The sequence below is a fragment of the Photobacterium sp. MCCC 1A19761 genome (assembly GCF_037389125.1).
Taxonomy (GTDB): Bacteria; Pseudomonadota; Gammaproteobacteria; order Enterobacterales; family Vibrionaceae; genus Photobacterium.
Genome location: NZ_JAZGTF010000019.1, coordinates 79,043 through 98,319 on the forward strand (window position 1 = coordinate 79,043; position 19,277 = coordinate 98,319).

General features: G+C 48.0%; 23 protein-coding genes. 11 read left to right on the forward strand and 12 right to left on the reverse strand.

Annotated features, from left to right (window positions below; translation table 11 throughout):
- Positions 1–219: 219 nt before the first annotated feature.
- The gene (locus tag VV869_RS16785; RefSeq protein ID WP_337736072.1) at positions 220–825 is read right to left on the reverse strand and encodes a class I SAM-dependent methyltransferase; all 606 of its coding nucleotides are present in this window, start codon (positions 823–825) and stop codon (positions 220–222) included.
- Positions 826–1,473: 648 nt separating this feature from the next.
- Between VV869_RS16785 and VV869_RS16790 the strand changes: the two genes are divergently transcribed.
- Positions 1,474–1,944, forward strand: a complete 471-nt coding sequence (locus VV869_RS16790; RefSeq protein ID WP_337736073.1) for an aminoacyl-tRNA deacylase — start codon at positions 1,474–1,476, stop codon at positions 1,942–1,944.
- A gap of 248 nt (positions 1,945–2,192) precedes the next feature.
- Here VV869_RS16790 and VV869_RS16795 read toward each other — a convergent pair whose 3' ends face one another.
- Positions 2,193–3,005, reverse strand: coding sequence for a tetratricopeptide repeat protein (locus tag VV869_RS16795; RefSeq protein ID WP_337736074.1), 813 nt, complete (start codon positions 3,003–3,005; stop codon positions 2,193–2,195).
- Positions 3,006–3,234: 229 nt separating this feature from the next.
- On the opposite strand from VV869_RS16795, the gene VV869_RS16800 reads away from it, so the two are divergent.
- Entirely contained in the window at positions 3,235–3,570 is a 336-nt protein-coding gene (locus VV869_RS16800) for a helix-turn-helix transcriptional regulator (RefSeq protein ID WP_337736075.1), read from the forward strand.
- A gap of 332 nt (positions 3,571–3,902) precedes the next feature.
- Here VV869_RS16800 and VV869_RS16805 read toward each other — a convergent pair whose 3' ends face one another.
- The 6 genes from VV869_RS16805 to VV869_RS16830 form a co-directional block, all read right to left on the reverse strand.
- The gene (locus VV869_RS16805) at positions 3,903–5,588 is read right to left on the reverse strand and encodes a hypothetical protein (protein ID WP_337736076.1); all 1,686 of its coding nucleotides are present in this window, start codon (positions 5,586–5,588) and stop codon (positions 3,903–3,905) included.
- Positions 5,578–5,802 carry an ABC-three component system middle component 6 gene (locus VV869_RS16810; protein WP_337736077.1) on the reverse strand — a complete coding sequence of 75 codons (225 nt, stop codon included), beginning with the start codon at positions 5,800–5,802 and terminating at the stop codon, positions 5,578–5,580. Before VV869_RS16810 ends, VV869_RS16805 begins: the two co-directional genes overlap by 11 nt.
- A complete protein-coding gene (locus tag VV869_RS16815) occupies positions 5,799–6,344 on the reverse strand; it encodes a hypothetical protein (RefSeq protein WP_337736078.1) in 546 nt (181 codons plus the stop codon). The genes VV869_RS16810 and VV869_RS16815 overlap by 4 nt, the downstream gene beginning before the upstream one ends.
- 6 nt (positions 6,345–6,350) lie before the next feature.
- Positions 6,351–6,659 carry a hypothetical protein gene (locus VV869_RS16820; RefSeq protein WP_337736079.1) on the reverse strand — a complete coding sequence of 103 codons (309 nt, stop codon included), beginning with the start codon at positions 6,657–6,659 and terminating at the stop codon, positions 6,351–6,353.
- Between the two features lie 75 nt (positions 6,660–6,734).
- Positions 6,735–7,475 carry a tyrosine-type recombinase/integrase gene (locus VV869_RS16825; protein ID WP_337736080.1) on the reverse strand — a complete coding sequence of 247 codons (741 nt, stop codon included), beginning with the start codon at positions 7,473–7,475 and terminating at the stop codon, positions 6,735–6,737.
- A gap of 131 nt (positions 7,476–7,606) precedes the next feature.
- Positions 7,607–7,909 carry an Arm DNA-binding domain-containing protein gene (locus VV869_RS16830; protein ID WP_337736081.1) on the reverse strand — a complete coding sequence of 101 codons (303 nt, stop codon included), beginning with the start codon at positions 7,907–7,909 and terminating at the stop codon, positions 7,607–7,609.
- 211 nt (positions 7,910–8,120) lie between these two features.
- Between VV869_RS16830 and sbcB the strand changes: the two genes are divergently transcribed.
- The 7 genes from sbcB to VV869_RS16865 all read left to right on the forward strand — a co-directional run bounded on the left by sbcB (position 8,121) and on the right by VV869_RS16865 (position 14,777).
- A complete protein-coding gene (sbcB, locus tag VV869_RS16835) occupies positions 8,121–9,542 on the forward strand; it encodes an exodeoxyribonuclease I (RefSeq protein WP_337736082.1) in 1,422 nt (473 codons plus the stop codon).
- A 320-nt stretch (positions 9,543–9,862) separates the two neighbouring features.
- Positions 9,863–10,384, forward strand: a complete 522-nt coding sequence (locus VV869_RS16840; protein ID WP_337736083.1) for a winged helix-turn-helix domain-containing protein — start codon at positions 9,863–9,865, stop codon at positions 10,382–10,384.
- 84 nt (positions 10,385–10,468) lie between these two features.
- Positions 10,469–10,810, forward strand: a complete 342-nt coding sequence (locus VV869_RS16845) for a CidA/LrgA family protein (protein ID WP_337736084.1) — start codon at positions 10,469–10,471, stop codon at positions 10,808–10,810.
- Positions 10,807–11,487, forward strand: coding sequence for a CidB/LrgB family autolysis modulator (locus VV869_RS16850; RefSeq protein ID WP_337736085.1), 681 nt, complete (start codon positions 10,807–10,809; stop codon positions 11,485–11,487). Before VV869_RS16845 ends, VV869_RS16850 begins: the two co-directional genes overlap by 4 nt.
- 218 nt (positions 11,488–11,705) lie before the next feature.
- Positions 11,706–12,593, forward strand: coding sequence for a cytidine deaminase (gene cdd / locus VV869_RS16855; RefSeq protein WP_337736086.1), 888 nt, complete (start codon positions 11,706–11,708; stop codon positions 12,591–12,593).
- A 132-nt stretch (positions 12,594–12,725) separates the two neighbouring features.
- The gene (locus VV869_RS16860; protein WP_337736087.1) at positions 12,726–13,625 is read left to right on the forward strand and encodes a DMT family transporter; all 900 of its coding nucleotides are present in this window, start codon (positions 12,726–12,728) and stop codon (positions 13,623–13,625) included.
- A gap of 183 nt (positions 13,626–13,808) precedes the next feature.
- Positions 13,809–14,777: a TAXI family TRAP transporter solute-binding subunit gene (locus VV869_RS16865; protein ID WP_337736088.1), complete on the forward strand. Its 969-nt coding sequence runs from the start codon at positions 13,809–13,811 to the stop codon at positions 14,775–14,777.
- A 141-nt stretch (positions 14,778–14,918) separates the two neighbouring features.
- On the opposite strand, the gene VV869_RS16870 is transcribed toward VV869_RS16865, so the two are convergent.
- Positions 14,919–15,347, reverse strand: a complete 429-nt coding sequence (locus VV869_RS16870) for a hypothetical protein (RefSeq protein WP_261600011.1) — start codon at positions 15,345–15,347, stop codon at positions 14,919–14,921.
- Positions 15,348–15,730: 383 nt separating this feature from the next.
- On the opposite strand from VV869_RS16870, the gene purT reads away from it, so the two are divergent.
- Positions 15,731–16,909, forward strand: a complete 1,179-nt coding sequence (gene purT, locus VV869_RS16875; protein WP_337736089.1) for a formate-dependent phosphoribosylglycinamide formyltransferase — start codon at positions 15,731–15,733, stop codon at positions 16,907–16,909.
- Positions 16,910–17,027: 118 nt separating this feature from the next.
- Here purT and VV869_RS16880 read toward each other — a convergent pair whose 3' ends face one another.
- Together VV869_RS16880 and VV869_RS16885 are read right to left on the reverse strand one after the other, a co-directional pair.
- A complete protein-coding gene (locus tag VV869_RS16880; RefSeq protein ID WP_337736090.1) occupies positions 17,028–17,672 on the reverse strand; it encodes a thiopurine S-methyltransferase in 645 nt (214 codons plus the stop codon).
- A gap of 215 nt (positions 17,673–17,887) precedes the next feature.
- Positions 17,888–18,181: a hypothetical protein gene (locus VV869_RS16885; RefSeq protein ID WP_007461536.1), complete on the reverse strand. Its 294-nt coding sequence runs from the start codon at positions 18,179–18,181 to the stop codon at positions 17,888–17,890.
- A gap of 230 nt (positions 18,182–18,411) precedes the next feature.
- Here VV869_RS16885 and VV869_RS16890 point away from each other — a divergent pair, with 230 nt between their 5' ends.
- Positions 18,412–18,810, forward strand: a complete 399-nt coding sequence (locus VV869_RS16890; RefSeq protein ID WP_337736091.1) for a nitrous oxide-stimulated promoter family protein — start codon at positions 18,412–18,414, stop codon at positions 18,808–18,810.
- A gap of 34 nt (positions 18,811–18,844) precedes the next feature.
- On the opposite strand, the gene VV869_RS16895 is transcribed toward VV869_RS16890, so the two are convergent.
- Positions 18,845–19,228 carry a spore gernimation protein gene (locus tag VV869_RS16895; protein WP_337736092.1) on the reverse strand — a complete coding sequence of 128 codons (384 nt, stop codon included), beginning with the start codon at positions 19,226–19,228 and terminating at the stop codon, positions 18,845–18,847.
- Between the last annotated feature and the right edge of the window lie 49 nt (positions 19,229–19,277).

Below are 19,277 nucleotides of genomic sequence, written 5' to 3' on the forward strand. Positions count from 1 at the left end.
CCACAAATGACAAAGGCCGCAACAGCGGCCTTTTCTTTTTTACACCTTTCAATATCTATAATGCATGCCCATATCATTGTCAGTCACGACCTCATTAATCAGCGTTTATATTAAACTCCACTCGAAGAAGAGTTTTGTCGATGTTCGTTTGCTGTCTAACAATAGACCGACGAGGCAAATTATAGTCAGTCGCCGAGATGATGGCATTGTGCATCAATCTCATGCCCGGCGCAGGCGGTACCAATGCTCGTCCGGGCGTAACACCCACTCTAGGAGTGGCGGCAACTTAAAGAAAGACGGCTCAACGTCGGTGATCTCCCAACCTGAAAAAGCAGTCTCTATTTCTTCACGGCTCACGCCCCGGATTAACGGGCGGATGCGCCGAGGCCAGCACAACAAGATCACGGTGGCATCCTGAGTGGCCAGAGCATCCACGCTGCGAGCCATTCCGTGCTGCTGTTCAATGTCGAGATCATGGAAGGTGCCGGTGTCCAGAATGAGGCGGAAGCCGGAACCCACTTCAGCTTCAGAAAGCCGGGTGACGTCCCCCTGCACAATCTTCATCTCCACACCGGCGGCCTGAACGCGCTCACGTCCCCGGTTGAGCGCCTTCGCCACGAAATCAACACCGGAGACCTCCCAGCCGCGTTTGGCCAGTTCGATCCCCCATATTGCGCTTCCGGTGCCGATATCCAGAGCACGGCCGAGGGGTGGCTCACGGCCCTGCTCCTCACGTTCGAGGAGCGATGCCAGGGATTGGAAAAAGTCTAGGTCAGTCTCTTCCCAAGGGTGAAAACCGATGGCGTAGGCAAGTTTCCAGTTCATAGGCTTTACCGTCGCAAACTCACGACTGAATCAACCGACGCATGAGCAGCCGGTCGAATTCAATTGTTCGATATGTATATTGTTTCAAGTATAACGTTGGGAGCAGTGCTGGGTTTTGTGACTCGTGAAAATCCCCTCTTTCTGGGTACATCTGATCTGTATAGAGCAGGCAGTAAAACGAACAGGCAGCATTGAAGCCGACGGAGAAAGCGCCGGGTTCGAAGTTGATGAGGAGAACGACGATGTTTCACGACGCCTGCTACCCCACTGTCGAAGTATCGTATAAGGTAAACGCGCCAAAACCAGTGACACCGTCACAGTTTAAATCTGAGGAAGAACAAGACCAGAGCCCTCAATCTTTAACTACTGCGACTGAGCAGTCAACGCCTTAACTGATTGATCATATGGCGGCGTTTGAATTCTTCAGAATATCGCTTGCTGCTCATAAGCACCTCTCTATTAGTCATTTTGTCTAACTAGAAGGTGTCTATCAAGTCGGTAGCTATTCACTAGGTTTTACTTTTCCCAATTCTAAACTAGCTTTATTAGGGAACTCATCAGCTCAGGTTCAGCGATTAGGAAGGCCAGAACTCTATAAATATTAAGCTATATCCCCCATTTTTAATCATCAATGTCAGAGGTGGTTTCATGGCGATTGCACAAGCAGTTTCGAATTATTTGACCCAAAAAAACATTTCATTTAACACGATTACTCACCCTAAAACACCTTCTAGCAGTGCGACAGCTCACGCCGCTCATATTCCAGAAGATCATCTTGCCAAGAGTGTTGTTTTAAAAGATAAAAAGGGCTATCTGCTGGCGGTGATCCCGGCCAGTGAGTGGATCAATCTCCACCAGCTAAATGATGAGCTCAACCGTGAGCTCGAGTTAGTACCTGAAGATGAAATAAAACAAGTATTTACAGATTGCCAACGCGGTGCGGTTCCTCCCTTAGGAGAGGCCTACGGGCTTGATACCATTATGGACGATGCATTCAATTCACTCTCTAAGGTTTATTTTGAGTCTGGTGATCATGAACAGCTGATAGAGGTTAATGGCGAACAGTTTCATACACTCATGAAAGGTGTCCGCCACGGTCATTATTGCAAACCTCACTAAAAATTCGTTTATTGCACAATATCAGATAGGCAGTTCTCCCCAGAGATCTGCCTTTAATTACTGGCAGAACACAGCAAAGCGGCCTTCGGTGGTTCAGGCGATACGGCCTGCATGGCAAGCGGAGCACTTGCGGGCAGCGCGGTGCTTGTTGGCCACCTTTCCAACTCCGTTGTACTCAGCGCAGAGCTGATCCGTGTTGTATTGAGTGGGATCTTTGGACAGAAGCCTTAAGCAACTTTGAAGATGAACTAACCTGACAATAGTGACAAATGAAAGCTTGCAGAGCTATTCCCTCTGGCTGCTGAGGATCGTAAAAGTTCTTTTGCAACACTTTCATTTTTCTCTACGCCCAACCCGTTGAGATATAACAATGCTAAACGAAGCTCACCAATATGGTCTTCCAATTCTGCAGCCTTCTCGTAATAATTTGCAGCTTGTTGATAATCTTGCGCTACGCCATAACCCTTCTCGTATAAATTTCCAAGATGTACAAATGCCAAACTATAGCCATTGGTAGCCGATTTATTGAGCCAATAGTTAGCTCTCTCAAAGTTTCTCATGATGCCATCCCCGCGCATGTATAATTGAGCTAAATTATTTTGCGCAAATTTATGCCCTTCGTTAGCCACAAGCCAATATAAAACAAATGCTTTGCTGTAATCATCATTGTTTTGTGCTAGTTGGTCATAACTGAGCGCCAAATTGAAACTTGCGTTCAAATCCATTTCTTTTGCAGCTAATGAAAACCATCCTCTCGCCTTTTGGTAATCTCGTTCGATAACATAATAAAGCCAGCCAATATTATTCTGGCATGATGGTTTATGAGCCTCCGGAGATTGAAGGTGCCAATTAAGAAGCTCTTGATAAGCTTCTGGATCAGTATAATAATCCGCAGTATTAAATGTCTTACTACAGGTACTCATCCCCTTTGAATAAATTGGGGATTGCTGCGAATCAATCAGTGAATACTCTCGGTGATTATCGAGAATAGAGCTTTTAGCGCATCCTGCCATCATCAGCGTAAAACAGACCATCAGCCCATATCGAAAGGAATTGTTCAAAAAACCACCTCAAATAAATTTTCGCCATCAAACCATATGATAAAACCGAATCGGCTGACCATATCTGACACCAGATCAAAGTCATTACAGCAATCAATAAATTACAGTAAGTGACTCATAAATATAGCAAAAAAGTGCATCATCAGTATAGATTGAGCCGTTAAACGAACAGGCATCATCGAAGCCGACGGTGATGCCGCCTGGTTCGAAGTTGATGAGGAGAACGACGATGTTTAACTACGCCTGCTACCCCACTGTTGAAGTATCGTATAAGGTAAATACGCCTGAGTCAGTGACACCGTCACAGTTTAAATCTGAGGAAGAACAAGACCAGAGTCCTCAATCTTTAACGGCTGCGACTGAGCAGTCAACGCCTTTACTGATCAGTCATGAGGAAGTGTTGGAGATGTTCCACATCACCAGCAAAGCCACCATCTACAAATGGCGCCAAAACCGCGGCTTCCCGGACCCGGTTACGTTGATGCCGCTCCGCTGGCTACGATCAGCGGTTGAGGAATGGAAAGAAAATGTTGGGGGCTGCGAATTAAAACAAAGAATCTTATAAATATAAACGCTTTCTCTCTTTGTGGGCTGTACGTACAAATTAGAAACTTACAGCCCACTTTACTAAATTAGAAAGTAGAAAATTTACAGGTATCATACTAACTAGTAACTTTTATATAGCTAGGGTACTTTTAATCTATCAGTAACATTTTAATACGATAATAAAGATGACATGAGTAAAAAACTGCTCTATGACAGGATCGAAGTCCTGGCTCTCAGAATATTTAAGATAAATCTCAATTTTAACCAAACGAACCAGGAACCATCAATTACTTATAGTTTGTAGTAATCAATCAACTTCAATTAGCAACCATGTTAATTATTTAATATATTCTAGACCTTGAAAAACATATCCTCTTCAGAAAGCACAAGAACAGCATCTGCTATATACTTATTATACATTTCATCACTGAATTTGTCAGAAAGCAAAGAAACAATTTGCTGACCAGGTAAAGTTGATGCCAGAGCAAAAATATCTTCAATTTGCTTCTGATCTATATCTTCAATACTGTCGTGGATGACAAACCTAGGCCTTTTAATATTCAATTCGGCTATAGACTCAATGTATGAAAAATCGAAAGCAATCACTTCAGCTTTCTTTTTACCACCTTCTGGATTAGAAACCTTATTAATAATCTCTGGTTTGCAAACTCCACTAATACCATCAAAATTTAAGGAAAACTCATATTCTTCGTCATGTGTTACTTTTGTTGCACTTTTTAACTTTTCTTTGAATTTTAATTCAAAACTTTCTACCACTTCAATTTCTTTACTTATTTCATCTAATATCAATTCTAAGGATTTAATAGCATTTTCATATTCAGTTTTTGATGATGACTGCTGCTCTATTAATCCCTCTAGCTTACCCAATGAAACTTTTAGATCGCCGAGTTCTCTAATCTTAATTGAAATTTTATCAACACTTTCTTTTGAACGCAAAATAGAAAAAACATCTACCTTTTCTTTTTGCTTTATTACAATCTTTTCCTCTACTTCTCTGTACTCATTCTTTAATTCTGGCAAATCTGATTCCAAGTATTGTTTTTTCCTTTGTACAAGGTTGTCGTGGAAGGCTAAGGATTCTTCATACTTCTTTATGACATTATCAATCGCCAAACCAGCAAAACTATAAATCTGCTGTAGTTCCTTTACTAAATAATTCCCACCTTGACTCTCTAGCACTTCTATAGTTGTATTAATATTGTCAATTTTAAGATTTATTTTGAATAACTCACTAGTAAGAGAATCTTCCTCACGTTGAATTCTGTGTAGAACTTCTATTGGATTCTTTATTTTTGGCGAAAAATCAATGTTTAGAATATTTTTTTCCAACTCCAATATTTTCTTTTTTACTGCCTTTATATCATTACTTGGCTTTTTATCTCTAACAAGGACGTTTAATGACTCTTTAACCTTTTTTTTTCTTTTAGCTAGATTGTCAGCTTCTCTCTTCTTCGTCAAAAGTGCAGTTTTGTTAAACCCGAAAAGATATAAATACAGTTCACTATAATCTCTACTACTAGCATTTCGATCTAAGAATTTAGTAGTATGTAACATTCTTGAACTATCGTTCCTAATAAATTTTGGAGCAATAATTCTTAAAGATGGTCGTTTAGTATTAACATCAAATATTAAATTCAGCATTATTTCTTCATATTCATTTTTACTGACTTCAATACCATCAATATAAAAAATCTCGTCCTTTCCTATCGGAAGATTTCTTACAGCTTCATGAACTCGACCATAGTAATCAAGAAAAATTAACTCTGCACGTACATCATGATTCTTAAATAAACTTTCAATTTCAATATTAGGTTTTCTATACTCGTCATCTATATACACTGTCGATATATTGCCTAATAACATATAATCAATAACTCTAGATAATGTTGACTTACCGACACTATTACCTGAACGACCAACATTTTTATCATTAGTAATTAAATTGAGTCCATCTTTAAAGCGAACCTTTCTTTTTTCTTTATTATCTATTTTAATCGATAAACTCTTAAGCTTCATTGATAATCACCATGTTACTTTTAATATTTATTGCAGATATGATAAATAACCAATCTAAAGTTAAAATTATGTGATCAGTAGACACATTATATTTTTTTGACATCTCTTTAATCAGATAATCAAGATCTACTCCACCGCCTGAAATCTCTTCTAAAATTTTCCCGCCAATATATAAAACATTAAGTTTAGGATCACAACCTTCAATTGGAATCATGATGGGTTCTCCAGCACCACACATTCAATAAATGCATGAGCAACAACAACATTAACTCCTAGTTCAATTTGCTCTTTAATTTCAGGTGCATTCTTGGACTCATAAACTGAACATATTAATTTTTGAATGATATAATCCAAAATAAACTCTGAGTTATCTTTTATTTTTTCAATATCAATTTCGTTAGAAAAATAATCAACATCAATTTCATCAAGCGCCTCGTAATATAGATCATTGAGACTCTGGATTACAATTTGCTTTCCAAATGGGATTAAAGAATCAATTAAAAAGAATGCATTTTCAACTTTAGATGAAAAATCAAGGTATTGTTTAATAATATGTCTCTTGGATTTTATATTATTATGGGAGATCTTATTTATCGTATCTGAGCTTGGTCTCCTTTTAATATCCCTAAATTCATGATGCTGTTTAGCTATGCACTTTAAAAGCTCATTTATTGCAGTATCAACGTTATATTCTGGAGAATCACCTATAAATACAGGCCCGATCACTTTGTTTATATTTACAACTTTATCTTCCATACTGACCTACATTTCAATTTTCATGCCACCAGTAACTTTTTCGTTATAAATATTTTTTTCTCCTTGCTGACCAACTTTTTTATTTCCAATGTTATTATTTTCAGAATTTAGTTTAATAACCTGATTCTTTAAGTTTAAATTCTCCGACTCAAGATTATTTACTAAACTTTTTAGTTGTAAATTGTATTCCTCTGTTTTTACCGTCTTGCTTTTTACAACTCGATAATCCTTGTCTTTTTTAAAACCGTACAGGAAACCCAAGACCGTACAAATCCATGAGATAGTAATCCCGATTTCTGAACTAAAAAAATCCACTGTCGAACCCTATTTCTAAAAAACTGAACGAACATCTCAACATATGAAACATATGAAACATGTGGTGTAAACATATTAGCCATCACCAGCATCCAAAAAGCTAGCCAACCTCTCAGAATACAACTCATACCCCGCCAGCTGCTCTTCCAGCCAGTCGTGCTTGTTGTACACGGCCAGTACGCCGCCCAGCTCGTGGCCCAACATCTTTTCGACCACATGAGGCATTACGCCAAGCTCTGAGGCACCGGTAGAAAGCGAGCGGCGGAAATCGTGGGTTCGCCACGCTTCTAATGGCAGGCTGGCGCGTATGCGGCGGATATAGCGGTTGGCGGCTGAAATGCTGATTGGGGTGTTAAGGTCTTGCCCTGGGAACAGCACGTCGTCGTAGGTTTCCATGACGCGCTCAAGGATGGATCGGACTTTGGTGGGGATGGGTCGGCGGATCGGCTTGTTGGTTTTGCTGAGCTCTTTGGGCACAGTCCAGATGCCGGCTTTCATATCGAAGTGGGAACGGCGGGCAAGGCGAAGCTCTGAGAGGCGGTTGCCCCACAGCATGGTGAGTTGGTGAAGGGTCTTGTTGGCGGTGCTGGCGCGGCTGCGTTCAATGGCCTGCCAGATGAGGGCGAGTTCAGACCAGGTCGGCACCCGATTCCCGTTCTCCGGCCGAGCACCAACGTTCTGCTTTTTAATGCGGTCGACGTCGGTACGTTCAATGATGAATTTGCTCTTGCAGAAGTTCAGGCATGAGCGCAGCTGGGCAAAAATAGAGTTGGCGGTTTTGGGTTTCTCGGCGCTGATGGCGTCCAGCCATTGCATCCATTCACGGGCGGGGATGGTTTCGACGTTTCTGTCGGGGAAGGTACCAAGGAAGTAGTTTTTGGCGAAGGAATGATAGAGCGCCTGGGTGCCCTTCTTTAAGGTCGGGACATAGTGTTTCAGCCAGTAATTCAGCAGTCGTCGAAGGTGACGAAATCTTGCTCACCGGTTAAAGCAATTTCGGGATTTCGGCCGGATTCCCTCAATTCCATCATGATTTTATGCTTCCGCCTTGCCTCCTTCAGGGTAGTTGCGGGATACTTACCGATCTTGATTCTCAGGCTTTTGCCATTGAACCGGCAGCGATAGGGGAAGGTGATATTTGCGGTGGGTGAAATGCGGGCAACCAGGCCTTCTCCGTCACTGATTTCAGACGGACCCTCGTAGGTGTCTTGCTTGGCAATGAGTTTTAGTTGCCGGTCTAAAATAGTCATATAAATCCTTGAAAAGTCCACGTATGGACGCCGTTGTCAGAAGACGATTTGGACACACAGCGCAAATTTTTGGACGCAGATTTGGACACAAATGCAAATCCCAAACGTGATTGCGCAGGAATTAACTGCTGTATAAGTGTACAGTATAGCATTTGAAAGTCATTGTTAGAACAAGCACTTAATATGAATACGATGACTTCTGGAAAACACTATGAATGATACAAATGAGCCAACCCTGTTTTGGCTGGACTACGAAACCTTCGGGGCCAGCCCTTCTCTTGATCGTCCGTGCCAGTTCGCCGGGGTGCGAACGGATATGGATCTCAACATTATCGGTGAGCCGCTGGTCATCTACTGTAAGCCGCCGGTCGATTACCTGCCGTCGCCTGAGGCGTGTTTAATTACCGGGATCACGCCGCAGGAAGCCCATGAAAAAGGCTTGCCGGAGCCGGAGTTTATTGCCCGTATTCACGAAGAGTTGTCGAAGCCCAATACCTGTGTGATTGGTTACAACAATATTCGCTTCGATGATGAAGTGACGCGCTACACCCTGTATCGCAACTTCTTCGACCCGTATGCCTGGAGCTGGCAGAACGGCAACTCGCGCTGGGATCTGCTGGACATTATGCGTACCTGCTATGCGCTGCGTCCGGAAGGGATCAACTGGCCGGACAATGACGACGGCCTGCCGAGCTTCAGGCTGGAAGATCTGTCGGTTGCCAACGGCATTGAACACGCCAATGCGCACGATGCGATGGCCGATGTCCACGCCACCATTGAGCTGGCGAAGCTGCTGAAACAAAACCAACCCAAACTGTTTAATTACCTGTTCAGCCTGCGCCATAAGCGCAAGCTGCAAGAGCTGATCGATATTGCCGAGATGACCCCGCTGGTCCATGTCTCGGGGATGTTTGGCGTAGAGTGCGGTAACACCAGCTGGATTGTACCGATGGCCTGGCATCCGGATAACAAAAATGCAGTGATCACGGTGAATCTGGCCAAAGATCCAACCCCGCTGATCGAGCTCGATGCCGATACCCTGCGCGAGCGCCTCTATACCAAACGCAGCGATCTCGGCCCGGACGAGCTGCCGGTGCCGGTTAAGCTGGTTCACCTCAATAAGTGCCCGGTACTGGCACCGGCGAAAACGCTGAAAGCGGAAGATGCGGCGCGGATCGGCATCGATCGCGAGCAGTGCCTGAAGAACCTCCAACTGTTGAAATCACACCCGGAAGTACGGGAGAAACTGCTGGCCATCTTCAGTGCCGATCGTGAGTTTGAGCCGTCGGATAATGTCGACACCCACCTCTATAACGGTTTCTTCTCAACTGCCGATCGTTCGTCAATGGACATCATCCGTGAAACGTCGCCGGTAGAGCTGGCCAAGCTTGAGCTGAAGGTCGATGACAAACGGATCAAACCGCTGCTGTTCCGTTACCGGGCCCGAAACTTCCCGATGACGCTGGACTATAAAGAGCAGCAACAGTGGAAGTTCCACTGCCAGGATTATTTCGAGTCCAGCCTGCCGGGCTACATGCAGAATCTGGAAGAAATCGCACTGTCCCATCAATCTGATGAGAAAAAGATGGCCATTCTCAAGGCGGTGTACGAGTACGTGGAAAGCCTAGTCTAGTTTATCGGCACCCTGTTCTCCGGGTTGAGACGGTGAGAATCCCTGCTAACACCCGATCATCAAAAGGAAAACCACCTCAGCCCTCCGGCTGTAACAACCGGGGGGCTTTTTTTCCGCCATAATCTCATTTTCACGGTTTGAACTTCAGGGTATTGCCGTCAAAACTTATTACGTAGGCACTCGTTCATCACACTCATTCCGCCTGGCCGTCTGAGTCTGAATAGATTGACTTTCTGACGCTCTCATTCCTTATCTCCCATCTGATTGGCATGAGAACCGCTGAAGTCTAAGCTGTATCTGTTGGAGTATAAGTGGCTGATATGACGACGAAAGCATTAACGCGTTGCTACCGTTTTAAGCACGTAGATTTTGAGCCTGACTTAAGGTTACTGGTCTGGAAAGATCATTCCGAAACCAAACTCACCCTGCATGAATCCCGGTTGCTGGAAACCTTGTGCTACTTTGCCGGCGAAGTGATCAGCGCGCAGTGTTTGTTTGATAAAACCTTTATCCAGCTCGATCCCTACGAAGATGAGAGCCACGGCCATTTTGACCTCAATACCTTGTTGCTGGCGCTGTCGAAAAAACTGGAGCACGAAGGTACCATGGCGATCCCGATTGAAGTTCTGCCCCATTTCGGATTTCGGGTGCCGATGCCGGAGAAAACCTGCCGCCATGTCCATGCCTATGATAAACGACCCAGACTAACGGATGAAACCAATCCCGCCCCCAAACTGGAATCTGCGACGGAGCATATTGTGAAGTACAGTTTGATGCACAAGATCTCTGTCTTCTTGCTGGCTGCAGCCGGGGTTGCGATTGTTTTTCTCTCTAACTACTAAATCATCAATACGCACTTTAACTGTGGTCTGAGTCACAAATATTTTGTATGATAATTGAGTCTTCCCACTCCGGTATTAAGGCTCATGGCTTATCTTCGTTCCTTTGCAATCATCCTGGTTTGCTTACTCGCCGGTAAAGCAATCCAGCACGTCACCGAACTGGCAATTCCCGGCAGCATCATCGGCATGCTGATCCTGTTTCTCGTTCTCTCGACAGGCATCATCCCGTCCCACTGGGCCAAAGAAGGCTGTCATCTGATGATCCGCCACATGGCATTGCTTTTTGTTCCCATTGCCGTCGGCCTGATTAACTATCTCGATTTAATCGCGGCCAACACGCTGCCAATCCTTCTCAGCACCCTCGGCAGTAGCCTGATTGTCTTTCTTATCCTCGGACTCGCAGTCGATAAAAAGGAAAAACAATGATCTGGCTGGCAACAACGTTAATCGTTTTTTATTGTGCGCGATTCCTCTCCAAGAAAATCCATCACCCGGTGATCAACCCGGTTCTGATCTGCCTGCTGGTGATTATCCCCTTGTTGATGTGGTTCCAGGTGCCCTACACCACCTACTTCGAACAAAACCAATGGCTCAATGCCCTGCTCGAACCTGCGGTCGTGGCGCTGGCCTTCCCGCTTTATGAGCAGTTGGGTCAAATCAAACAGAAATGGAAAATCATCCTGTCCGCTTGCTTGGCCGGCAGTGTCCTGTCGATGGTTTTTGGCGCAGCCATCGCGCTGTCGCTGGGCATGGATGAGCAACTGGCCGCTAGTATCCTGCCGAAGTCGGTCACCATGCCGATCGCGATGGCCGTTTCTGATCAGCTCGGCGGTATGCCGTCGATTGCCGCAGTGATGGTGATTATGGCGGGCCTGTTCGGCGCTATCCTGGGTTATCCGCTGTTCAAGCTGTTTCGTATCAACTCACCGATGGCGCGAGGACTCACCATCGGGACGGTTTCCCATGCGCTGGGTACCGCTAAAGCGGCGGAAGAAAATCATCAGGAAGGCGCGTTCGGATCGCTCGCGCTGGTCATTTGCGGCGTCATCACTTCGCTGCTGGCACCGGTGATTTATCCCCTGATCCTGGCGTTGTTCCATTAGTCAGTGACCAAACCCACAAAAGTGTGGCATTGTGCAGGCAATCGAATACATTTTTAACTTATTGAAAAATATAAGTATAAAAATCCAACCCTGTGTGATGCCACTCTCAATTATGTAATGAATGAAACGAACATAACGCTAATGTGATAAAGATCACACTCATTTAAAATGGCCGGGTCTACAATGTTTCTCCATACACAATACGGAGTGACAAACTCATGCATACTAAAGTAATGGATGCTTTAGGCACATTACCGGCAGAACTGGCGGCTGCACTACAGCCTGTTTTGGAACAGCCAGACTTTGATGCAACCTTGAGTCCAGAAACGTTCCAGCAGTTGCTAGAACAAACCCAATTGTCAGACAGCGAACTCCGCCTCGCTCTCCTCCCTATTGCCGCTGCTTATTCTGTTGCTCCTATTTCTAATTTCTTCGTCGGTGCAATTGTCCGGGGTCAATCCGGTCGCCTTTACTTCGGCGCCAACATGGAATTCCTGGGCACCGGCTTATCCCAAACGGTTCATGCCGAGCAATCTGCGATCAGCCATGCCTGGGTGAAAGGTGAAACCGGCATCAGCGATATTACGATCAATTACAGTCCTTGTGGCCACTGCCGCCAGTTCATGAACGAGCTAACCACGGCCCAGGAGCTGATTGTTCAACTCCCTGAACGTGAAGCCAAAACACTACAAGAATATTTACCGGAGTCGTTCGGCCCGGCCGATCTGAACATCACCGAAGCGCTGATGACCCAGGTCAACCACGGCTTGACGACCGAAGCGAGTGAAGCCCTGATCACCGAAGCTTGCCAGGCAGCGAACCGCTCTCACGCGCCCTATTCCAACAGCTTTGGCGGTGTTGCACTGAAAGCCAAAGACGGACGCATTTTCACCGGCATGTATGCGGAAAATGCGGCATTCAACCCGAGCTTGCCGCCGCTGCAAGTCGCGCTGATCAATATGAACATGGCGGGATATCCGTTGACTGAAATTGAAGAAGCCGCGCTGGTCGAAGCCGCTGACGGCACTATCAGTTATCTGGCGGATACGCAAAATACGCTGGAAGCCCTGAACCCGGACATTCCGCTGAGCTTCGTTGCTGCTTAACCGCGACGAACGGTCACTATTCCCCTTCAAAAACCGCCAGTTGGCGGTTTTTCTTTACAAATTAGTTTCAACATCCAGTCACCGGGGTTATGATGCCGAAAGACTTATTTATTACCAATTCATCATAATTTCATGTCACATCAACACAACCCGCTCCAGGGCGCCTGCTGGATGCTCAGCGCAGGACTTGCCTTCGCGATGGTCAACAGCATGGCGCAGTATTTGAGTGTCATGCTGCAGTTACCTTCCACAACTGTTGCGCTGATCCAGTATTTTATTGCCCTGGTGGCGATTTTCCCCTGGTTGCAGAGCCTCGGGCTGCGACGCGCATTACAGACCAAACACTTTGGCATGCACTGCCTGCGTGTATTCCTGTCGGTCATTGGGATTCAGCTCTGGCTCTGGGCACTGGCGTATCCGGTTCCGATTTGGCAGGGGATCGCTCTGCTGATGACCTCCCCGCTGTTTGCAACCATCGGCTCCGGTTTGTTCCTGAAAGAAAATGTCGGACCGGCACGCTGGGCTGCAACCCTGACCGGTTTCTGCGGCGCGATGATTATCTTAGAGCCGTGGTCAGATGCGTTTAACTGGGCCTCTTTACTGCCGGTCGGCGCGGCGTTTTTCTGGGCCTGCTACTCCCTGATGGTCAAGCGCATGTCGGCGCATGATTCCCCGACCACCATCGTGGTATATCTGCTGTTGCTGATCACGCCGTTTAATCTGTTCCTGGCCGTCCCGGACTTCACCATGCCAACCGGTGGGCTGTCCTGGTTACTGCTGTTGGGTGCTGGCTTACTCACGGCGCTGGCCCAATGGGCGATTGCCAAAGCCTATGCCGTGGCGGATGCCTCCTTTGTTCAGCCGTTTGACCATGCCAAACTGCCGCTGAATGTCCTGGCCGGCTGGGTTGTCTTCGGCTGGGTCCCACCGGGACGGCTGTGGCTGGGTGCGGCGATTATCATCCTCTCGGTGGCCTTTATCACCCAATGGGAAAACAAGCGCGCAGCGGCAATCAAACGCCAGCCGGCGTAAGCCCTGAGCTAGTCCAGACAAGCCCGAGCAACATCATTCAATCCCCGCCCTGTGCGGGGATTTTTATATCCGCCGGCATCCCCGAACTTGCCATCCGCTGCGACAATCGAGTTCGGTATATACTTTTGATTCAACCCCGGCTTTCTTGTAGTGCTGTCATCACTGTATCCCGAAGGGGACGATATGAAACTTCCCGGCGTTATTTTCTGGTTCCTGGTGGTCCTTGCATCCGCCCTGCTGTCACCGGCGCAAGCCGAAAGTTTTATCACCATCGGGACCGGCGGGGTGACCGGCGTCTATTACCCGGCAGGCGGGGCCATCTGTCGATTGGTCAACATTCAGCGCGAGCAGCACGGTATTCGCTGCGCCGTCGAAAGCACCGACGGCTCCATTTATAACCTCAATGCCATCCGGGACGGAGAACTGGACCTGGGGATCGTGCAATCAGACTGGCAGTATCATGCTTATCTCGGCACCGGTGTGTTTGCCGACAAGGGGCCGTTTAAATCGCTACGCACAGTATTTTCGATTTATACAGAGCCATTTACCGTCGTGGCGCGGGCAGATGCCGGGATTAAGACCTTTGCCGATCTGAAAGGCAAACGCGTGAATATCGGCAACCCGGGCTCCGGGCAACGGGGGACCATGGAAGTGCTGATGGAGGCCATGGGCTGGACCACAAAAAGCTTTGCCAAAGTGACGCAACTCAACGCCGCCGAGCAGTCCCGGGCTCTATGTGAAAACAAAGTGGATGCCATCGTGTTCACCGTCGGCCACCCGAACAACACCATCAAGGAAGCCACCACAGCATGCAATAGCGTGATTGTGCCGGTGAGTGGTCCGGCCGTGAACAAGCTGATCGAGGAGAATGCGTTTTATCAGCTCGCCAGTATTCCGGGCGGGATGTATCGGGGAACCCCTCAAGCGGTCAGCACCTTCGGGATCCATGCCACCCTGGTCACTTCAGCCCGCATGGAGAACGAGGTGATCTACCAGATCGTCAAATCAGTCTTCGAGCACTTCAGTACGTTCCAGAAACTGCATCCGGCATTCTCCAATCTGGATCCCAAGGAGATGATGGACAATGGGCTGGCAGCACCGCTGCATGACGGGGCCAAGAAGTATTTCCAGGAAGCCGCAAGCTCGAAGTAAACAGACACTCAGTATCCGGAAACCGGGCAAACTGGAGCTCAGCCAACTCACTCTCTTCCAACTCGCTCTCTTCCAAAAAAACAAAGCCCCAGGCCGGAACAATCCAACCTGGGGCTGATGACAAGCCGTAACGAGCGGGCTTTAGAAGCGGTAACGCAGACCCAGCGCGCCTTCCAGCTCCATGTCGACATCCTCGACCACGTACAGGGTCGGGCCGACCTCACCGTAGAACTCGAATTTTTCGACCGGCACTTCAAAACCAACCCCTGCGCGGACGCCGAGTTCATTGTCATGATCATGCTTGTGCTTATGGTCATTATCATCGACGTACTGTGCCCCGGCGAAGGTATAGAAGCTGTTCAGCTCGGGATTATTGGTCAGGGAGCCGAGGTTGAAGGTTTTATCCACCGCAACCCCGAAATCATCCACGCCCACGGAAAAGCGTAAATCATTGTGTTTCAACTGTACGCCGCTCATCGGACTGCCAAAAAAGACACCGGCACTCTGGCCTGCTTGTGCTGACATTGGCACCGACAGCGCCAGTGCAAGACCTAAAACTATTTTTTTCATGAATAAAACTCTGCCATTGCTAAGCCTGGCAACAAGTTAACCTCAAACAGGTGTCTAACTCGACCCCCGGCCGCCAAACATGACACAACTTTGACAATATCTCAGGCCCTAAACAGCGCTTTAAAGCTGTTGCAAAAGGCATTGAAAGCGTGGCGCAGGGCTTTCAATACGTAGCGAACAGCTTCGAAACACGTGGTGACTTGCTTCAAAAACTCGTAGCAAGTCACAGCAAAGACGTGGCACAAAATACGCGTGCTCAGGTGCGCTGGTGAAAGCTTTTCCGCAATGCCGGACATTTAAACAACCAGCGCGCAAACGTTTGCGCAAATTTGCAAATCCTGTATGATTCCCAGCAATATCAATACTTAGTGTAAGGAAACGTCATGTTAGGTTCAGCTACGCGTCCCGGTGCCACCCGTGTCCTGTTACTAGGATCCGGCGAACTGGGGAAAGAAGTCGCCATTGAATGTCAGCGCTTAGGTCTGGAAGTCATCGCCGTCGATCGTTACGCCGATGCGCCGGCCATGCAAGTTGCCCATCGTCATCATGTGATTGATATGCTGGACGGCGATGCCCTGAAGGCTGTGATTGCGCAGGAGCAACCGCATTACGTTGTGCCGGAAATCGAAGCCATTGCAACCGATACCCTGGTTGAACTGGAAGCCGAAGGCGTGAATGTCGTCCCGACCGCCAAAGCCACCCAACTGACGATGAACCGCGAAGGGATCCGCCGCCTGGCTGCAGAAACTCTGAGTATCCCGACCTCCCCTTATGCGTTTGCTGAAACTTACCCTGACTTTGTCCAAGCCATTGAGCAAATCGGCATGCCGTGTGTGGTCAAGCCGATTATGAGCTCCTCCGGTAAAGGGCAAAGCGTGGTTAAAACCCAGGCTGATATCGAATCGGCCTGGCAATATGCGCAGGAAGGCGGACGCGCCGGTGCCGGGCGCGTGATTGTCGAAGGCTTTGTCGATTTCGATTATGAAATCACCCTGCTGACCGTCAGCGCTGTCGACGGGATCCACTTCTGCGCCCCGATCGGCCATCGTCAGGAAGACGGCGACTATCGCGAATCCTGGCAGCCTCAGCAGATGTCCGACGCGGCATTGAAAGCGGCGCAGCAAGTCGCCGAGAAAGTAGTCCAGTCTCTCGGGGGTTACGGCTTGTTCGGGGTTGAGCTTTTCGTCCAGGGTGACAACGTTCTGTTCAGTGAAGTCTCCCCTCGCCCGCACGATACCGGTCTGGTGACGCTGATCTCGCAAGATCTGTCCGAGTTTGCCCTCCACGTGCGCGCTTTCCTCGGGCTGCCGGTACATAGCATTCAGCAATTCGGTCCGGCGGCGTCTGCGGTGATCCTGCCCCAAGGCGTTTCCGACAACGTCCGCTTCGACAACCTGACCGCGGCCCTGGCGCGACCTCAGACCCAACTGCGCCTGTTTGCCAAGCCGGAAATCAACGGCCGCCGCCGTCTGGGCGTCGCCCTCTGCCGCCGGGAATCAACCGACAACGCAATTGAGGCCGCCAAAGCCACCGCAGCGGATGTGAAAGTGATTTTCGAGTAATCCTTGCAACGGTGTTTCTGCGTCGCATCCCGATATGAAAAAGGAGCCCTGAGGCTCCTTTTGTCATTCAACGCGTATCTACCGGCTGGCAGCGACTCTGCCAATCAGACTGCGCTGTTTACGGCAGTTCAATCAGCCAGACTTCTTCCGCAAAACGCGTCAGGCCTTTCTGGCGGCGCGGATGGCTCTCATCGGCCTCGTCCCGCTCCAGGTGGGTGATCTGACAACCACTGAAGAGTTGCGCCACTTCTTCCCCGGTGACACAGAATGGCGGTCCGTCCATCTCAGCTTGCGGGTAATCCAGCGTCACCAGCAAGATCCGGCCACCGGCCTTGACCATCGACAGCAATTGCTCGACATACAATTTGCGCATCGAAGGCGGCATCGCAATCAATGCTGCGCGATCATAAACCACATCCACCGGATCAATCTTCGTCGCGAAGAAGTCACCGCAATAGATGCTCACCTCATCAAACTCATACAGCGACTGGCCGTTCCCCAGCGGGATCACGGTCGGCGTGTACAGATGCTCAGAGAAATACGCGCGCACGGCAATTTCACTCAGCTCGATCCCAATCACCTGCGTATGTTTCTCTGCCAGCCAGGTCATATCCAGCGACTTGCCACACATCGGCACCAGCACAGTGTCTTCGCGCGAGGTGTTCAGGCGGGGCCAGTATTTGGCCAATACCGGGTTGGTATCGTTCAGGTGGAAACCAATGCGATTTTCAGCCCATCGGCTATGCCAAAATTCTGCATCCATTATCGGTGATTCTCTTCTCTGACTTGACGTGCTGCCTATCTGACCACAGTTCGGGCCTTTTATCCAGCCCCTGATGCAAGCCTATGTTCTGAAAGCAAAAAAGGATGCCAAGGCATCCTTTTCTACGCACCCGGCTCTGTCTGACAGAGCGAGGCGAAAATGTTCTTCAATTTTTCTTTATGAGTGTCATTGAACTCACAAAATGAACCAGACCGTTATGAGATTCGGAACAGTTTGATCGAATCACGACGTACGGTAACACCGCGGAAAGTGACCGGTTCCAGCAACGTCATCAGTTGCTTCGACACGAAGAACTTGCCACCGTAGCTGCGATCGCCGCCACGATTGACCCAGTCCGCAAATTCGTCTGCCAAGCTGAACATAGAGTTTCCAACAAGCAGAACTAAGACTTTTGCGACTTCACTGTCATTCTGTTTATTAAACTCAGCGTCACGAACTTTCTTACGGTATTCGTCGACAATTCTTTCCAGGCACTCAAATCTGCTCATATACACCACCACAAAAAAAGAGGAGCGGATACTACTGCTCAAACTCAATGAAATCAACCCATGCAGGGTGATTTCTTGCATTAAAAGCCATTATTTTTTCATGCTTATAACAAGTTCGAGCATTCTGATCATATCGATCACGATTTAGATCATATTTCCTATGCAGATTAATAGTTATATTTTCAATATACCTTTGTCGCGCAGGCAATAGAAAACACGGCGGTGCAATTATGAGCGATACAAAACAAGCTGTTATCTTATACGGCAGCTTAAATACCGAATTTAAAACGATTAAGGCGATGGTGCAGATCTACTGTCGTGACCATCATCACAGCCAGGTCGTCTGCAAACCATGCCGGGACTTTTTGCAGTACGCATTCACCCGGCTGGATCGCTGCCCATACGGCGAAGACAAGCCCACTTGTCGCGTCTGTCCGATTCACTGCTACAAGGCCGAATACAAACAGCGATCTCAGCAGATCATGCGCTATGCCGGGCCGAGAATGCTCCTCCGGCACCCAATTCTGGCAATCCGCCATTTGCTGGCGGAAAGACGACCGATCCCGGAGAAACCCGCTGCCGGCGTGTCTAATCGGCACAAACGGAAATTGATCAAATCACCGGGTTGACGAGCGCCGGCCGAAAGGCGAACAACACCGGATTTTAATACCGATAGTAATCGACAACCTGAATTTTCGTGAGCTCGTTCTCCCCGGCGAGCGTCAGGCTGAACGTGTTGTCATCAACCATGGCTACCGTCGCCCCTTGCCTGCCGGTCACACTCACCCCTTCGATTTTTTCGAAGCTGCGGGCATCGGTGTAGTGCATATTGATGGTAATGGCTGTTTCCTGGCTTGCAGCCAGCTCAAATTTGCAAATCCCTGTCGGGCAATACATATCGATATTTGTCTGCGCCGTCACCTGAAAATGGTCGACATCCCGGGTGGGGGTCACCGTCACCTCAAGCGGTTCACTACAACCGAACAACAGCGTACTCACCATTGCAAACCCGATCATGGCAAACCCAGTGACTGCCTTTCCTTCCATACATCCTCCGGACTAATTCATAGCGTTTCATTCTAAGCCCCAAATAACT

Excerpts from the sequence above, each read along its gene's own strand:
- VV869_RS16815 (WP_337736078.1), bottom strand. The coding sequence starts at position 6,344 with ATGGAAGATAAAGTTGTAAATATAAACAAAGTGATCGGGCCTGTATTT.
- purT (WP_337736089.1), top strand. The coding sequence starts at position 15,731 with ATGTTAGGTTCAGCTACGCGTCCCGGTGCCACCCGTGTCCTGTTACTA.
- VV869_RS16825 (WP_337736080.1), bottom strand. The coding sequence starts at position 7,475 with ATGCAATGGCTGGACGCCATCAGCGCCGAGAAACCCAAAACCGCCAAC.
- VV869_RS16885 (WP_007461536.1), bottom strand. The coding sequence starts at position 18,181 with ATGAGCAGATTTGAGTGCCTGGAAAGAATTGTCGACGAATACCGTAAG.
- VV869_RS16895 (WP_337736092.1), bottom strand. The coding sequence starts at position 19,228 with ATGGAAGGAAAGGCAGTCACTGGGTTTGCCATGATCGGGTTTGCAATG.
- VV869_RS16790 (WP_337736073.1), top strand. The coding sequence starts at position 1,474 with ATGGCGATTGCACAAGCAGTTTCGAATTATTTGACCCAAAAAAACATT.
- VV869_RS16850 (WP_337736085.1), top strand. The coding sequence starts at position 10,807 with ATGATCTGGCTGGCAACAACGTTAATCGTTTTTTATTGTGCGCGATTC.
- VV869_RS16870 (WP_261600011.1), bottom strand. The coding sequence starts at position 15,347 with ATGAAAAAAATAGTTTTAGGTCTTGCACTGGCGCTGTCGGTGCCAATG.
- VV869_RS16805 (WP_337736076.1), bottom strand. The coding sequence starts at position 5,588 with ATGAAGCTTAAGAGTTTATCGATTAAAATAGATAATAAAGAAAAAAGA.
- VV869_RS16845 (WP_337736084.1), top strand. The coding sequence starts at position 10,469 with ATGGCTTATCTTCGTTCCTTTGCAATCATCCTGGTTTGCTTACTCGCC.
- VV869_RS16860 (WP_337736087.1), top strand. The coding sequence starts at position 12,726 with ATGTCACATCAACACAACCCGCTCCAGGGCGCCTGCTGGATGCTCAGC.
- VV869_RS16890 (WP_337736091.1), top strand. The coding sequence starts at position 18,412 with ATGAGCGATACAAAACAAGCTGTTATCTTATACGGCAGCTTAAATACC.
- VV869_RS16840 (WP_337736083.1), top strand. The coding sequence starts at position 9,863 with ATGACGACGAAAGCATTAACGCGTTGCTACCGTTTTAAGCACGTAGAT.
- VV869_RS16830 (WP_337736081.1), bottom strand. The coding sequence starts at position 7,909 with ATGACTATTTTAGACCGGCAACTAAAACTCATTGCCAAGCAAGACACC.
- VV869_RS16800 (WP_337736075.1), top strand. The coding sequence starts at position 3,235 with ATGTTTAACTACGCCTGCTACCCCACTGTTGAAGTATCGTATAAGGTA.
- sbcB (WP_337736082.1), top strand. The coding sequence starts at position 8,121 with ATGAATGATACAAATGAGCCAACCCTGTTTTGGCTGGACTACGAAACC.
- VV869_RS16810 (WP_337736077.1), bottom strand. The coding sequence starts at position 5,802 with ATGATTCCAATTGAAGGTTGTGATCCTAAACTTAATGTTTTATATATT.
- VV869_RS16880 (WP_337736090.1), bottom strand. The coding sequence starts at position 17,672 with ATGGATGCAGAATTTTGGCATAGCCGATGGGCTGAAAATCGCATTGGT.
- VV869_RS16785 (WP_337736072.1), bottom strand. The coding sequence starts at position 825 with ATGAACTGGAAACTTGCCTACGCCATCGGTTTTCACCCTTGGGAAGAG.
- VV869_RS16865 (WP_337736088.1), top strand. The coding sequence starts at position 13,809 with ATGAAACTTCCCGGCGTTATTTTCTGGTTCCTGGTGGTCCTTGCATCC.
- cdd (WP_337736086.1), top strand. The coding sequence starts at position 11,706 with ATGCATACTAAAGTAATGGATGCTTTAGGCACATTACCGGCAGAACTG.